Source organism: Curtobacterium sp. Curtsp57 (assembly GCF_047324335.1).
Taxonomy (GTDB): domain Bacteria; phylum Actinomycetota; class Actinomycetes; order Actinomycetales; family Microbacteriaceae; genus Curtobacterium.
On record NZ_CP168511.1, the window covers coordinates 1,622,298 to 1,636,940 of the forward strand.

Here is a 14,643-nt window from a genome sequence, read left to right on the forward strand (position 1 = left end):
TTCACGCGGGACCTCCGACCAGCGCGGCGAGCTGTCGGGCGGCGGGAGCGATGAGCTGCAGCAACGGTCCGGGCACCACGCCGACCGCCAGGGAGAGCAGCAGGAGCGCCCCGACCGTCACGGTCTCCCGAGCGGTGACGTCGGTGAAACCATCGGCGAGGCGTTCCGTGGGTCCGCTGAGCAGCTTCTGCACGGTGCGGAGGAACAGCGCTGCGGTGATGAGGATCCCCGGCAGCGCGATCGCAGCGATCGCTGTCGCACCGATGCTGCCGGCGAATATCTCGAACTCAGCGATGAATCCGCTGAAGGCGGGGATGCCGAGGGACGCGAACGCGGCGACGGCGAACAGTCCGGAGAACCGTGGGGCCGGCTTCGCGAGGCCGCTGTAGTCGCTGATCTCGTAGCTGCCCCGCCGGTCGTGGAGGACACCCGCGAGGAGGAACAGTGCACCGGTGATGAGCCCGTGCGACACCATCTGCACGGTTGCGCCGGTGATCGCCAGCTGCTGCGCCTGTGCAGAGGATGACCCGGTCAGACCCGCGGCGCCGACGGCGAGCACGACGTAGCCCATGTGGTTCACCGAGGTGTACGCGATCAGCCGCTTCACGTTCGTCTGCGCCAACGCCACGAGTGCCCCGTACAGCACGGACACGATGCCGACGACGACGATCACCCATGCCCAGGACCGCCACGCGTCCGGCAGCATCGGCATCGCGATGCGGAGGAACCCGTAGGTGCCCATCTTCAGCAGGACGCTCGCGAGGACGACAGAGCCAATCGCGGGTGCGTCGGTATGTGCCGGTGGCAGCCAGGAGTGGAATGGGACCGTGGGGGTTTTGACGGCGAAACCCACGACGAGCGCGGCGAGGACGGCGCCGGCGGTCAGGGGTGTGCCGGTGAAGCCGTTCCGGGTGAGCTCGACCATGTCGAAGGTGTGCGGTGTGGAGCCGAGGTAGAGGCCGATGAAGCCGAGGAGCAGCGCCAGGGATCCGAGGAACGTGTAGAGGAAGAATCGCAGCGCGGACCGCTGGTGGTCGCCATGTCCCCACCCGGCGATCACGAAGTACATGCCGACGATGGACAGGTCGAAGAACACGAAGAACACGAGCAGGTCCTGCGCGGCGAACACCCCAAGACATGTGGTCTGGAGGGACAGGAAGAGTGCAGCCTGTGGGCGGGGCCGGTCGGTGTCCCGCATCGCCCAGAGCGCGCAGACGAGGAACACAACGTCGGTCAGGAGCAGCAACGGGGCGGAAAAACCGTCAACGCCGAGGTGGTAGCTGGTGCCGACGCTCGGCATCCACTCCATCCGCTCCTCCCAGTGCAGCCCCGACGCGGTGGATCCGGGGATGGACGCGAGGATCCCGAGGGCGAGCTCCACGATGCTCGTCATCAGCCACACCCACGCGGCTGCCCGTCCGGACATCGATCGCGTCAGGGCGAGGACCGCCGCGACGACAACGGGAAGGAACACGATCAGACTGAGCACGATCACCTCACGACCAAGAGCAGGACAGCTGCGGCAGCGACGGTCACGGTCGCGCCGATGTAGTAGTGGTGCACCTGGCCGGTCTGCGGTCGCCGAGCCAGTCGACCGAGGACCGCGACGGCGGAACCGATCCACCCCGTCACGGCGGCGGGGCCACGCTGATCAAGAGCGCGCGCGGCTCGGGCGGTCTGCTCGAGCGCACGGCCCGACCGATCGACTGCCGTGCCGTACCGGTCGTCGAGACGCGCGAGGGCGGCGGAGAGTCGCAGTGTCGGCGTGGCGATGACTGCAATGGCTGCCCGCTCCAGCCCGAACCAGTGCATCCCACTGCGGACTGTGGGTGTGCGCCACAGAGTCAACAGGACCACGACCACCGCGATTGCCCCGGACGCCGCGAGCTCCGGCCACGACACCGACGTCCCGGACAGCGGAGCGAGCATCGGATGCAACAGCGGTGTGCCGAGAAGCGCAAGTCCGGCTGCGGCAACGGCAAGCACCACCATCGGGACGACCGCGAGGCGTGGCACCCGCCGGGTGCCGCGCTCTTCGTCGTCCCAGGACGCTTCCGGTGTGCCGGCACGCCGCCACAGCAGCGCGATGATCCGGGCGGAGTAAGCCGCTGCAAGTGCCGCTCCGGCCAGGCCCGCCGCATACAACCAGGGTTCTTCCTCCAATGCTGCGGCGAGGACGACGTCCTTGGTGTACCAGAGCGACAACGGTGGCAGGCCGGCCAGCGACAACGCACCGACGGTCGCGAGGACGCCGACCGCGGGCCAGCGGGCGGCGACGCCGCGGAGACCGGTGAATTGTTTCGTCCCGGTGGCCGTCAGCCATGCGCCCGCGGTGAGGAACAGCAGCGCTTTCGTGGCGGCGTGTGCGACGAGCTGCGCGGTGCCGCCGCTGACCGAGCCGACGCCAGCGGCGAGGACGACGAACCCCAGCTGGGATGCCGTCGACGCGGCGAGGACCTGCTTCACGTCCCGCTGCGACAGTGCGATGACACCGAGGACGATCGCGGTCGTGACGCCCAGCCACGCCGCCGTCGGACCTGCCCAGCCGGTCACGTTCAGGAGCGGTTCGACGCGGAGGAGCAGGTACCCGCCCATGGCGACCATCGCTGCGGAGTGCAGCAGCGCACTCACCGCGCTGGGGCCCTCCATGGCGCGGGAGATCCAGAACGAGAACGGCAGCTGCGCTGCCTTCCCGAAGCCGGCAGCGAGCAATCCTGCGGCAGCGACGTGCACCCAGGGGCCTGGCAGCGACTGCAGTGCGGTCAGTGACCAGGAGCCGCCGCCGGCGACGACGGCGCCAGCGGCGAGGTACAGGCCGAGGTCCCCGGCGCGGGTGACAGTGAACGCGGTGAATCCACCGGCGACGCGGTTCCGGTCTTGCCAGCGGAATCCGATGAGCGCGTAGGAGGTGGCGCCCATCACCTCCCATGCGGCGAGGAGCAATGGCAGGCCGGTTGCGGTCACGGTGACGACGACGGCAGCGAGGAAGAGCAGCATCAGCCCGTGGAACCGCGCCGCCGGTCGGGTCCGGTCCGCAGTCGCGAACACGAGGACGAGGAATCCGATCCATACCACGGTCGGCAGGACGACAGCGGCCAGCGCGTCGACGCGGAGATCCGGGCCAGGGGCGCCAAGCATCGCAGGCACCCCGCCGGTCACCTCGGCACCCGTGATGGCTGCAATGGTCGCTGCGATCGCCATGACCGCTGCCGCGAAGAGGCTGACGGGAACGGCGATCCGTTCGGCGAAGCGTCCAGCTGTCGCCAGTGCGGCTCCGACGAGGGCGGGCAGGATGATGGCGGTGATCAGCGCGGCGCTCACTGGCTGAGGTCCGTCGCAGAATCGGTCATGTCGGAGTTCCGGGAACGGTGCAGGATCGTCGCAACCGCGAAGCCCATCGCCATCTCGATCGTCATCGCCGCGATGATCACCAGCAGCAGCACCTGCCCATCGACCGTCGGTGCGAGGTACCACCAGAACGCGGCGGCGGCGAGGATGACGGCGTTGATCATCACCTCGATGCCCATCATCACCATCACCACCACCTGCTGCGAGATCGCGCCGTACAGTCCGATGGCGAACAGCGCAGCCACGACGAGCAGAACGAGTTGCAGCGTCATCGTCCGACACCTCCCGGCTCCGGGTCAGCGGGGGCATTCTGGAGGTCGTCCCCGAGCCGGTCGTACCGGCCACGAGGGTTCGCCAGGACGAGGGCGGCGATGATCGTGGCGAACAGGATCGGGCTGATCGTCAGCATCACCAGCATTTTCGAGCTCATGATCGCCTCGCCAAGGGCACGGGTGGTGTCCGCCGCCGCGGTCCCGGCACGGGCTGGCCACGGGATGAAGAGCGCGGCTGCGGCGAGGCCGACGAACACGGCGGCCGCGATCACTGCCGCGGGGCGTTTGCTGTGGGTCATATCCATTGGCATCAGCGCCGGGTTCATGCCCATATAGGAGACCATGAACACCGCCATCACGGCCATCTCCATCACCATCATCAGGATCGTGATGACCCCGATGAAGTCCAGGTGCAGCACCAGCACGGTGACGCCGACGGCGATGAACGACACCGCCAGCGCGTACGTCGCGCGCGCCATCGAGTCCACCCGGAACACCGCGGCGGCAGCGAGCACCGCGACGACCGCCGCGACCCAGAACACGATCGTTGCCATCCCGGTCATCCTTTCCCCATCACGGCGAGCACCGACGTGACCAGCAGTTGCAGCAGCACCAGCGGCAACACGACAACCCAGCCCAGCTCCGCGAGCCGCTGCGGCCGGATCGCGGGCATCGCGTGTCCGAGCAGCAAGAACACGGCGAGCAGCAAACACGTCTTCAACAGCACCCATAGCGCCGACGGAAGCAACGGACCAGCTCCGCCGCCGAGGAACATCGGCACCGCGAATGCGGCGCCGACCACGAGCAGACACCATCTGCCGGCGAGAACGAGCAGTCGGTCGACGCCGGAGAGTTCCCCGAGGACACCGCCGGCGATGTCTGTGCCGGCGGGAAACGCGAACGGACCCCAGGCGGAGAACGCGGTGACGGAGGCGCAGTAGACGATGAACGCGACCGGCATTGTCAGGGCGAACCAGATCGGTTGCTGCGCGGCGACCACGTCGGTCAGCCGAAGGCTCTGCGCACCGATGGCGGGGGCGGTCAGGGCGAACATCAGCGGGATCTCGTACGCCAGGGCCTGCGCCAGGAACCGGTACCCGCCGATCAGCGGGTGCACGCTGTTGCCGCCCCACCCGAGCAGCCACCACAAGGCCCAGAGGGAGACGTCGACGGCGTTGAACCACACCACGCCGACCGGAATGTCCAGTGGTACCAGAGCGCCGACGGGAACGGCGAGAGCGGCGAGGAACGCGGCGACGGCTAGCCCGGACCCGCCGATCCGCCACAGAAGGGAGTCCGCGCCGAGCACGGATCGACGTTGTTGGCGGAGGAGCCGGCCGGTTTCCCGGAACGGCGAGAGGACCCCAACATGCACCGGTATCCCGCGGTCTCGTGCTGCCAGGGCGGCGTTGCCGCTGGCGGCCAGGATGGCGAGGACGAGGACGACGCCGGGCAGGACGAGTGCCCAGAGGGCGTTTCCGACATCAACCATGCTGATGCCGTCTCGTCGTGCCGACCTCATCGGCCGAGTCCGCGCGAGGCATGGGAAATACGGTGAGCGCAGCAATGATGAGGCGGGCGCTGCCGATGTCGCGTCCTTTAACCAGGGATGGGATCTCATCTACCGGCGTCGCCGGTTCCGGCTCGAACTGACGTCCGTTGAGTGCGGCGTCTGCGCGCTCGAGTCGAGTGAGGAGGACCGTGCGGACGTCGATGTCGGGTCGAACCTGGAGGCCGCGCAGGGACCAGCGGAGCATCACGGAGCGCTCGATCCGGCGGCGCAGCGGCCGAATGCGTTCCCGCGCCTGGTCCCGGCGGCCGGTCACGGCAAGATCCCGTACGCGGAGCGTCCGGGCTGCCACGGCATCCCATCCGGCGACGGCGAGTATCTGGGCGGCCTGGTCGAGCGCGGAGGCCGCGCCGCTCTGTGGCTCCCCCCGCTTGTGGTCGTCGACATCGATCACCGAGGCGGAGGCGTCGGTGATGGTGTCGCCGGTGAGCGTCACGTCCAGGATCACGCCAGCTGGCCAGACCGGCAGGATCGGACCGAGTCGCCGGTGCAGCACGTCCATCTCCAGCCCGTCCCGATCATCCGCCCCGTCGGCGAGTGGGTAGCCGCCCGGACCGCTCATCGACATGTGATCCATCGACATGTGGTCGTGACCGCCCATGGGCATGTCGTGTTCATGCATCGATTCGTCGGTGTCGTCCGGGTGCTCGTCGTTGGGATGTTCGTGGTCGGGGCCGTCCTCGGCGAGGTGCCGGCCATCGATCCCATCCTCGCGAGCGGCGGAGCGCTGTGCACGTCGGTCCGTGAGTGAGTCCTGCGCGGTCGTGAAGACGGTGCCGATTTCGTCGGGGCTGGTCAGTGCCGCCCGGTGCTTCGGGTAGGGCATCTGATCCCACACGCGGTCGATGACCGTCCGCATCTCTGGTCCGGGGATTCCGCACACGAGCAGGACGTCGCTTTCGGCCGGGTGGGTGGCCAGGACATGACCGGCGGACGCAGCCGCTGCTTCCAGTGCAATCCGGGCTGCACCGTTGCCGGGCACCTCGACGAGGAGCACATGCAGCGGTCGGCGGCGATCCGTGGTCACACCCATCGGAACGCTCCTTCCCGCCAGGCCCAGACGACACCCGCCAGGAGAACCCCGAGGAAGACGAACATCTCGATGACCGCCTCTGCACCCATCTGCGCGACAACGACAGCCCACGGGTACATGAAGAGCATTTCCACGTCGAACGCGAGGAACACCAGCGTCATTGGGTACCAGCGGGTGTGGAAGCGCGAGAGCGCGTGTTCCTGGAGATCCCACCCGGACCCGAACGGCAGCACGTCTTTGCGAATCGGAGCGACCGCTGTCGCTCGAGACAGCAGCATCAGGGCGGCGATGCCGAGCAGTGCGACGCCGAGCACGATGCCGATGGTGATGTACCCGGACATTCGATCTCCTTCCCGAGCTGCTATACCCCGGAGGGGTAATGCGGGTGAGTGTAGGCGGGCGGCGGGCTCGGTGTCCGCCGGTCAGCGAGGCTGGAACGTGCGCAGGCGCAGACTGTTGCTGACAACGAACACCGAGGAAAGGGCCATCGCGGCGCCGGCGATCATTGGGTTCAGCAGGCCGGCCATCGCGAGCGGGATCGCGGCGACGTTGTAGGCGAAGGCCCAGAACAGGTTCACCTTGATCGTGCCGAGGGTGCGGCGGGCGAGCGCGATCGCGTCCGCCGCGGCGCTCAGGTCCGCTCGGATGAGGGTGATGTCGGCGGCTTCCATGGCCGCGTCGGTGCCGCTACCCATCGCGATCCCGAGATCAGCGGCGGCGAGAGCGGCGGCGTCGTTGACGCCGTCGCCGATCATCGCCACGGACCGGCCCTGCTGCTGCAGCCGGGTGACGGTCCGGTACTTGTCTTCGGGTCGCACCTCGGCTTCGACGTCGTCGATGCCAACCTCCGCTGCGACGGTCCGGGCGACGTCTTCAGCGTCGCCGGTGAGCATGATCGTGCGCAGCCCCATGTCGTGCAGGCGACGGATCGCGTCCGGGCTGGTCGGCGCGATGGTGTCCGCGACGCTGATGACGCCGCGGGCTGCGCCGTCCCATGCGACAACGACCGCGGTCGCGCCGCCCTGTTCCGCGGTCCGGACCGCGTCCGTGACCGCTTCGGGGATGGTGATGGCCCACTGGTCGGTCAACCAGGCGGGTCGGCCGACGAGCACGAGGGTGTCGTCGACGACGGCTTGGACGCCGAGCCCGGCGGTGGACTGGAACGTGTCCGCGGTGGGGTGGTCGGTGGCGGCTGCGGTGATGGCGCGGGCGATGGGGTGTTCGGATCCTGCTTCCGCGGCGGCGGCGAGGGCGAGGACTCGGGTGTCGGTTTCCCCGCCGACGGCGGTGACCTGGTGGACGCTCATCTTGCCGGTGGTGACGGTGCCGGTCTTGTCGAGCACGACGGTGTCGATCCGGCGGGTGGCCTCGAGGACCTGGGGTCCGCGGATGAGGATCCCGAGCTGGGAGCCACGTCCGGTGCCGACGAGCAGCGCGGTCGGAGTTGCCAGCCCCAGGGCGCACGGGCAGGCGATCACCAGGGTCGCAACGGCGGCGGTGAACGCGGCTTGCACGTCGCCGGTGAGCAGCAGCCACCCGATGAGGGTCAGCACCGCCAGGCCCATGACGATCGGGACGAACACGGCGGAAACCCGGTCGGCGAGGCGCTGCACCTCGGCCTTGCCGGTCTGCGCGGACACGACGAGCCGGCCGATGCGGGCAAGCTCCGTGTCCTGGCCGACGCGGGTGGCTTCGACGATGAGTCGGCCGCCGACGTTCACGGTCGCGCCGGTGACGGTGTCGCCGGTGCCAACCTCGACGGGGACCGCTTCACCGGTCATCACGCTGGTGTCGATCGCGCTCGTGCCATCGGTGATGGTTCCGTCGGTGGCGATGCGTTCACCGGGACGGACCACGAACCGGTCCCCGACCTGCAGTGCTGCGGTCGGCACCTCAGTTTCGACACCGTCTCGGAGCACCCGGGCAGTCGGTGCACCCAAGGCGAGGAGCGCCTGCAGGGCGGCGCCGGAGCGGTCCTTCGCGCGGGCCTCGAAGTATCGGCCGGCGAGGAGGAACACCGTCACCGCGGCGGCGACTTCGAAGTACGGCTCCGGAGCCGCGCCCGGGTGCGGGAACCAGGAGAACGCCATCTGCATCCCGATGTGCCCGGCGCCGCCGAACACGAGCGCCCAGACGGACCACACGGTCGCGGCGGCGACGCCGACGCTGACGAGGGTGTCCATCGTCGCGGCCCCATGCCGGGCGTTGATCGCGGCAGCACGATGGAACGGCCACGCACCCCACACAGCGACCGGCAGCGCCAGCACCAGAACGGCCCACTGCCATCCCGGGAACTGCAGGACCGGGACCATCGACAGCGCCACCACCGGGACGGCGAGCACCGTGGACACGATCAGGCGCCGCCGGAGCGGCGCGAGCTCGTCGGTGTCCGCACCGGGCGGTTCGGGCAGGCGCGCGCCGTACCCGGCCGCTTCAATGGTCCGGATCGCGTCGTCGACAGCGAGGTCCGCGGGGAGCGTGACGGAGGCGCTTTCCGTGGCGTAGTTCACGCTCGCGGTCACGCCGGGCAGCTTGTTCAGCTTCCGCTCGATCCGGTTCGCGCACGACGCGCAGGTCATCCCCTCGATCGTCAGCTCAACCGGCGGGGTGCTGGTCGTGGTCATGATGCGACCAACGTGTAGCCGGCCTCCTCCACAGCGGCGGAAACTTCCTCCTGCGGCAGGTCACGGGTACTGGTCACCCGGGCGGTGGAGACACCGCCGACGTTGAGGTCGATCGTCACGTCCGTGACACCCGGCACGGCGACGAGTTCCTCGTTGACACTCATCACGCAGTGCCCGCACGTCATGCCCGTGATGGCGTACGTGTTCGTCAGCTGCTCGCTCATCGTGGTGATCCCTTCGTTCTTCACGTTCATCAGGTACCCTAGGGGGGTACCGTAGTGAGTGTAACGCCGGTCGGGCGGATGTGTTCCCAATCCGCCAAACCGGCATCCGGAAAGAGGACGTGATGGCGAGCAGAACTGATCGGCGCGAAGAGGCGCGGCGGAAAGCCGCTGACCGCAGAGCGGAACAGCAGCGCAGCCGCACCCGCCGGTGGTGGCTGCTGGGCGCCGCCGTGGTCATCGTCCTCGCCGCGGTCACCACGATCACGGTCACCGCGCTGAACCGTGGCAACGACACGGCGCCAACAGCGTCCGGAGCGACAGCGGCCCCGCCGTGGCCGGCCCCCGCGGATGCGGCGGCGCGGGCGAAGGCTGCCGGGCTCGAGGTGGCGGGGATGGAAGGTGCAGCGCTGCACACCCATCAGCATCTGTCCGTATCGGTGGACGGGGAGCCGGTGGCGGTGCCGGCGAACATCGGCGTCGACGTGCAGCGGGGCGGCATGTCTGCACTCCACACCCACGACACCTCCGGCATCGTGCACGTCGAGTCCGCGAAGGTGCAGCCGTTCACCCTCGGACAGCTCTTTACCGAGTGGGACGTGACCTTGCGAGACGGGCAGGTCGGCGGGTACGTCGACGGGAAGAACGACCGGCACGTCGCCGTGTTCGTCAACGGCACCCGCACCACCACGCCCCTGCCGGATCTGGAACTGCAGGACCAGCAGGACATCGCCATCGTCATCACCCGTGGGTCCGGTACGCCGATCGCGCCGACCCCGTTCGATTGGTCGACGGCGGCATGAGCGCCGCTACCGTAATCGGTGAACCCCGAGGAGCGTCCATGACCGACACCACCGCACCCGCAGCAGAGCACCACCACGGGTACATCACCGCGAAGGACGACTACCTCAAACGGTTGCGCCGCATCGAGGGGCAAGCCCGCGGCCTGCAGCGGATGGTCGATGAGGAGCAGTACTGCATCGACATCCTCACCCAGGTGTCCGCGATGACGAAGGCGCTGCAATCCGTCGCGCTCGGCCTGCTGGATGACCACCTCGCGCACTGCGTCACCGACGCCGTCGCCGAAGGCGGCGACGCGGCCGCGGTGAAGCTCAAGGAAGCCTCCGACGCGATCGCCCGCCTCGTGCGCGCCTAACCAGCTCTCCGCCCACCAGACGGGGCGGTTGTCCTCTCAGCGCTCGTCCTGCACCATAGAACCCGCACCCCCGCCAGCCATCAGTACGGATCCGCATGCTCACCACCGCGAACACCACGCGCCGCCGCCTGCTGCTGCAGGCCACGGCAGTGCTGGCGTTGCTGCTGCTGGTCGGGTTCACGGTCCTGATGCACAGCATGCTCGGCCACGCGACCACCGGCGAGCACGCCATGACCGCCATGACGGCCGAGCACACCCACAGCGACGCAGCCGAGCACGCTGCCGCGCCGGCTGGCGCGGTGGTGAGCGTGCTCAGTGATGCTGGCTGCGATGGCGGCCTGTGCGCGCTGATGTGCTCCCTGATGGGGATGGCCTGCGCGCTGACGATCGCCCTGTTCGCGTGGGCGCTTCTGCGCACCCGGAACGGCGGGGTCCTCTACGTCCTCGCACGCCTCCTCGCCCTCGGGGACCGTGTCGCACGCCGCGTCGCGGCACCCAAGCCGCCATCACTGACGGCGCTGCAGATCATCCGTATCTGATCCATCCCCGGCGGGAGCGCTCCCTTCGGAAGCTCTCGCATGCCCAGAACACGGGCAGGTATTCGCCTGCCCGGAACACCTGACGCATCACGGGATTGGATCCATGAACACCACCATCACGCGCACCCTCGCGGCCACCGCCGCCCTCACCATCGGCCTCACCCTCGCCGGATGCTCCACCAACAACGCCGGCTCCTCGGACAACTCCTCCTCGTCGTCCTCGTCGTCCTCGTCGACGCACAATGACCAGGACGTGACGTTCACGCAGGGGATGCTGCCGCACCACAAGCAGGCCATCGAGATGAGCGACATGCTCCTCGCCAAGGGCTCCGACGTGGACCCCGACGTCGTCACGCTCGCGAAGCAAATCAAGGCCGAGCAGGCACCGGAGATCAAGACGATGACCGGCTGGTTGAAGGCCTGGGGCGAGCCCACGGAGATGTCGAGCATGTCCGGGATGGATCACTCCTCCATGTCGGGCGGGATGATGTCCGACGCCGATATGAACGCCCTCGACAGTGCCTCCCCGGCGGACGCCGGGAAGCTGTTCCTGCAGCAGATGGTCGAGCACCACACCAGCGCTGTCGACATGGCGAAGACCGAAGTCGATAAGGGCAAGAACACCGACGCGGTCGCGATGGCGAAGTCGATCGTGTCGAGCCAGACCGAGCAGATCAGCCAGATGAAGGACATGCTCGCGTCGATGTGACCCCGGCCGTGGGTCGCGGCGGTGTCCCCCCTCCCTGCCGCGATCCGCGACCGGCTTTCCCCCTCTCCCGCTCGAGCACCCCGCCGAGCGGCCCTGTTTCTTCTGACGGGCTCATCCCCGTCCGCCGTCTTTCTTGGAGCCTGCCTGTGCCCCAGCAGCACCCCCACACCCCCACTGCAACGCCGCTGACGCGCCGCGAAGCCCTCGCCGCAGAACGCGCCACACCCCCCGCTCCGCGGACGCCCCGCATCCGCCGGACCCCCGCTGTCGTGAGTCGGCCGCCGCTGCCCGCCGTGACGGTGGCCGCGCCGGCTCCGACGCGGACGTTCCGATCCCGGGCGCTGGCGGCGATTCCGCTGACCGGTGCTGCTGCGGCGATGGCGCTGTTCACCGCCGCGGCGCTTCCCGCGCAGGCATCTACCGGCCCCGCCGTCACCGTGCCCGGCGGCACCCCGTCCGCTACCGGGCAGAGCTTCACCGCGACCGGGCTGACCGTGACCGTTGACCGGGACGGCTACACCGTCACCAAGCCCGCCGTGAAGCCCGTGATCACCAAGACGACCACCAGCACCACGAACAGCGCCACAGCAGCGGCAGGTAGCACGGCTGCAGTCGCGCCCACCGGGACGATCGTGAACACCGGCGCCGGCGATATCCGCTGGCCCGTCGCCGGCAGCATCCGGGTCAGCTCCCCGTTCGGCCCCCGCCTCGCCCCGTGCGCGGCGTGCTCGTCGATCCACCAGGGCGCCGACATCACCCCCGGCGCCGGCACCCCCATCGGCGCCGTCGCCGCCGGCACCGTCCGAATCTCGGGCACCCACCCGGAGTACGGCCAGTACGTCATCATCGACCATCAGATCGACGGTCAGACCATCTCCACCCTCTACGCGCACATGATCTTCGGCTCGTCACCGCTGCATGCCGGGCAGAGCGTCGCCGTCGGGCAGCTCGTCGGCCTCGTCGGCAACACCGGCGCCAGCACCGGCGCCCACCTGCACCTGCAGGTCATGCTCGGCAGCAGCACCCCAATCGACCCCATTGCCTGGCTTACAACGAATGCCGGGCGCACCTTGTGAGCGGCGCCCACTCAGCCCGCTCCGCGGCAACCATCCGATCGCGCGCCGACGATCGCCTCCGGGCCGGCGGCAGCGTTGTGGAGAGCCGGCCGGCTGCACGTCGCCGATCATCGGTCGATACCGATATGATCGGCGTATGACGATCACTTGCCGGATGATGGTTCCCGTGTCTCGGCCGCCGCTTGTTGAGTCGAACCGATGATCGGCACGATTGCGGCGGCGGTGGGTCTCTTTGCTGCCACCAACATCGATGACGTCGTGGTCCTGACGGTTCTGTTCCTCGCATCGACGCGTGGAACGTTGCCTGGGTGGAAGGTCGTCGTCGGTCAGTACGCCGGCTTCATCGCCCTCGTCGCGATCAGCGTCCTCGCTGCCGCGGGGCTCACCATCGTTCCGGACAAGTGGGTGGGGCTGCTGGGGCTCATCCCCCTGGGTATTGGTCTGGTGGGGTTGGTCCGTGCTCTGCGACGACGCGGTGATGACGACGACGATGACGACTCGGTGGTGCGCGCGGGTGGGGTCCTCGGGGTCGCGGGGATCACCATCGCCAACGGCGCCGACAACATCTCCCTCTACACGCCGGTGTTCCGGACGACCCCGATCCCGGACACCGTGGTCACGATTGCGGTGTTCCTTGTGCTCGTCGCGGTGTGGTGCCTCGTGGCTCGCTTCGTGGGGACGAACAAGACCGTCACGGAAGCCCTCGAGAAGATCGAGCACTGGCTCGTGCCCGCCGTGTTCACGGGCCTGGGCCTCTACATCCTGATCGAGTCCGGTGTGATCGTGCGACTCATCGACGTGCTCTCGTGAGAGCGGGTACACGAGTGGTCGTGGTGCTGCTGATCGCCGGGGCCGCGCTCACCATCGACCAGCTCACGAAAGCGTGGGCACTGTCCGGCCTCGGCCCGTCGCGCACAATTGAGCTGGCTCCGGGTGCGACCCTCCAGCTCGTGTTCAACCCCGGCGTCGCTTTCAGCCTCGGCAGCGAGATGGGGCCGCCGCTCGCACTCGGCATCATCGCCCTGACGTTGTGCCTGGCAACGTGGGCAGTCGTGCGCGCCGTGCGCGGCACCGACATGCTCGCCACTGGGCTGATGAGCGTCGCCGTCGGCGGGGCCGCAGGCAACCTCTGCGACCGCATCACCCGCGCCGATTCCGGGCCGCTCACTGGCGAAGTCGTCGACTTCATCAACATCGACTGGTTCGCCATCTTCAACGTCGCCGACATCTTCGCCACCCTGGGGATCGCCGGATTCGCGATCCGCTTCCTGATGCCGGGCAGCCACAAGGACGAGCCCGCGCCCACGGAGCGATCAGCGTGACCGGGAACCCTTTCGCGGAAGCGATCCTCAGCGGGCAGCTCCTGATCGCCGTGCCGGTCGCACTCCTGGCCGGGCTGGTGTCCTTCCTCTCACCATGCGTTCTCCCACTCGTCCCCGGGTACCTCGGCTTCATCGGCGGTGTCGCAGAACAACGCCGCCGCAGCACGCTCACCCTGGGCGTGCTCCTGTTCATCCTCGGCTTCACCGTCATCTTCGTCGCCTACGCCGCCGCATTCGGCGCCGCCGGCTTCTGGCTGATCCGCTGGCGCGACCTGCTCACGCAGATCCTCGGCGGCTTCGTCATCATCATGGGACTCGTGTTCATCGGCCGCTTCGGGATCCTGCAGCGCACCCTCAAACCACGATGGAAGCCGGCCACCGGCATCGCCGGCGCACCCCTGCTCGGGATCGTGTTCGGGCTCGGATGGACCCCCTGCCTTGGCCCGACCCTCACCGCGATCAACCTGCTGAGCCTGCAAGCCGCGAGCACCTGGAACGGCGTCCTGCTCGGCATCGCCTACTGCCTCGGACTCGGCATCCCCTTCCTCCTCCTCGCCCTTGGAACCACCTGGGCCACCACCGCGATCAGCCGCGTCAAACGGCACCTACGGACCGTGAACCTGATCGGTGGTGGCACGCTGATCCTCATCGGTGTCCTCATGGTCACCGGACTGTGGTCATCGCTGATGTACACGATCGGCGCGCAGATCGGGCAGTACGTCACCCTCCTCTAATAAGGCCGACCATCGCACCACGCAGGCCCACGGCTGTCA

Annotated in this window: 17 protein-coding genes; 8 read left to right on the forward strand and 9 right to left on the reverse strand. The window is 68.7% G+C overall.

Annotated features, from left to right (window positions below; all coding sequences use genetic code 11):
* Position 1 precedes the first annotated feature (1 nt).
* The 9 genes from ACEN9V_RS07630 to ACEN9V_RS07670 all read right to left on the reverse strand — a co-directional run bounded on the left by ACEN9V_RS07630 (position 2) and on the right by ACEN9V_RS07670 (position 9,101).
* Complete coding sequence (locus tag ACEN9V_RS07630; protein ID WP_096897642.1) at positions 2-1,489, reverse strand: complex I subunit 4 family protein; 1,488 nt, start codon at positions 1,487-1,489, stop codon at positions 2-4.
* 2 nt (positions 1,490-1,491) lie between these two features.
* Positions 1,492-3,321: a proton-conducting transporter membrane subunit gene (locus ACEN9V_RS07635; RefSeq protein ID WP_096897497.1), complete on the reverse strand. Its 1,830-nt coding sequence runs from the start codon at positions 3,319-3,321 to the stop codon at positions 1,492-1,494.
* On the reverse strand, positions 3,318-3,620 hold the full coding sequence (nuoK, locus tag ACEN9V_RS07640) for an NADH-quinone oxidoreductase subunit NuoK (protein WP_092091742.1): 303 nt from the start codon (positions 3,618-3,620) through the stop codon (positions 3,318-3,320). Before nuoK ends, ACEN9V_RS07635 begins: the two co-directional genes overlap by 4 nt.
* Positions 3,617-4,174: an NADH-quinone oxidoreductase subunit J gene (locus ACEN9V_RS07645; protein WP_255252558.1), complete on the reverse strand. Its 558-nt coding sequence runs from the start codon at positions 4,172-4,174 to the stop codon at positions 3,617-3,619. The genes nuoK and ACEN9V_RS07645 overlap by 4 nt, the downstream gene beginning before the upstream one ends.
* A gap of 5 nt (positions 4,175-4,179) precedes the next feature.
* Positions 4,180-5,142, reverse strand: a complete 963-nt coding sequence (locus ACEN9V_RS07650) for an NADH-quinone oxidoreductase subunit H (protein WP_217508545.1) — start codon at positions 5,140-5,142, stop codon at positions 4,180-4,182.
* Positions 5,105-6,223, reverse strand: a complete 1,119-nt coding sequence (locus tag ACEN9V_RS07655) for a hypothetical protein (protein ID WP_141399071.1) — start codon at positions 6,221-6,223, stop codon at positions 5,105-5,107. Before ACEN9V_RS07655 ends, ACEN9V_RS07650 begins: the two co-directional genes overlap by 38 nt.
* A complete protein-coding gene (locus tag ACEN9V_RS07660; protein ID WP_096897501.1) occupies positions 6,214-6,564 on the reverse strand; it encodes an NADH-quinone oxidoreductase subunit A in 351 nt (116 codons plus the stop codon). Before ACEN9V_RS07660 ends, ACEN9V_RS07655 begins: the two co-directional genes overlap by 10 nt.
* An 81-nt stretch (positions 6,565-6,645) precedes the next feature.
* On the reverse strand, positions 6,646-8,847 hold the full coding sequence (locus ACEN9V_RS07665) for a heavy metal translocating P-type ATPase (protein ID WP_096897502.1): 2,202 nt from the start codon (positions 8,845-8,847) through the stop codon (positions 6,646-6,648).
* On the reverse strand, positions 8,844-9,101 hold the full coding sequence (locus tag ACEN9V_RS07670; RefSeq protein WP_255252559.1) for a heavy-metal-associated domain-containing protein: 258 nt from the start codon (positions 9,099-9,101) through the stop codon (positions 8,844-8,846). The genes ACEN9V_RS07665 and ACEN9V_RS07670 overlap by 4 nt, the downstream gene beginning before the upstream one ends.
* Before the next feature lie 92 nt (positions 9,102-9,193).
* Here ACEN9V_RS07670 and ACEN9V_RS07675 point away from each other — a divergent pair, with 92 nt between their 5' ends.
* From ACEN9V_RS07675 to ACEN9V_RS07710, 8 genes are all read left to right on the forward strand, one after another.
* Positions 9,194-9,871, forward strand: coding sequence for a hypothetical protein (locus ACEN9V_RS07675; RefSeq protein ID WP_141399072.1), 678 nt, complete (start codon positions 9,194-9,196; stop codon positions 9,869-9,871).
* Positions 9,872-9,909: 38 nt separating this feature from the next.
* Positions 9,910-10,224 (forward strand): metal-sensitive transcriptional regulator, encoded by a 315-nt coding sequence (locus ACEN9V_RS07680; protein WP_056120637.1) that lies wholly within the window; start codon positions 9,910-9,912, stop codon positions 10,222-10,224.
* A 95-nt stretch (positions 10,225-10,319) separates the two neighbouring features.
* A complete protein-coding gene (locus ACEN9V_RS07685; RefSeq protein WP_096897504.1) occupies positions 10,320-10,763 on the forward strand; it encodes a hypothetical protein in 444 nt (147 codons plus the stop codon).
* Positions 10,764-10,866: 103 nt separating this feature from the next.
* Positions 10,867-11,472, forward strand: a complete 606-nt coding sequence (locus tag ACEN9V_RS07690; protein WP_079238220.1) for a DUF305 domain-containing protein — start codon at positions 10,867-10,869, stop codon at positions 11,470-11,472.
* Positions 11,473-11,741: 269 nt separating this feature from the next.
* The gene (locus tag ACEN9V_RS07695; RefSeq protein WP_123937981.1) at positions 11,742-12,548 is read left to right on the forward strand and encodes a M23 family metallopeptidase; all 807 of its coding nucleotides are present in this window, start codon (positions 11,742-11,744) and stop codon (positions 12,546-12,548) included.
* A gap of 198 nt (positions 12,549-12,746) precedes the next feature.
* The gene (locus ACEN9V_RS07700; protein WP_096897505.1) at positions 12,747-13,358 is read left to right on the forward strand and encodes a cadmium resistance transporter; all 612 of its coding nucleotides are present in this window, start codon (positions 12,747-12,749) and stop codon (positions 13,356-13,358) included.
* Positions 13,359-13,378: 20 nt separating this feature from the next.
* Positions 13,379-13,870 (forward strand): signal peptidase II, encoded by a 492-nt coding sequence (locus tag ACEN9V_RS07705; RefSeq protein WP_175349928.1) that lies wholly within the window; start codon positions 13,379-13,381, stop codon positions 13,868-13,870.
* Positions 13,867-14,604 (forward strand): cytochrome c biogenesis CcdA family protein, encoded by a 738-nt coding sequence (locus ACEN9V_RS07710; RefSeq protein WP_096897506.1) that lies wholly within the window; start codon positions 13,867-13,869, stop codon positions 14,602-14,604. Before ACEN9V_RS07705 ends, ACEN9V_RS07710 begins: the two co-directional genes overlap by 4 nt.
* Positions 14,605-14,643: the final 39 nt, after the last annotated feature.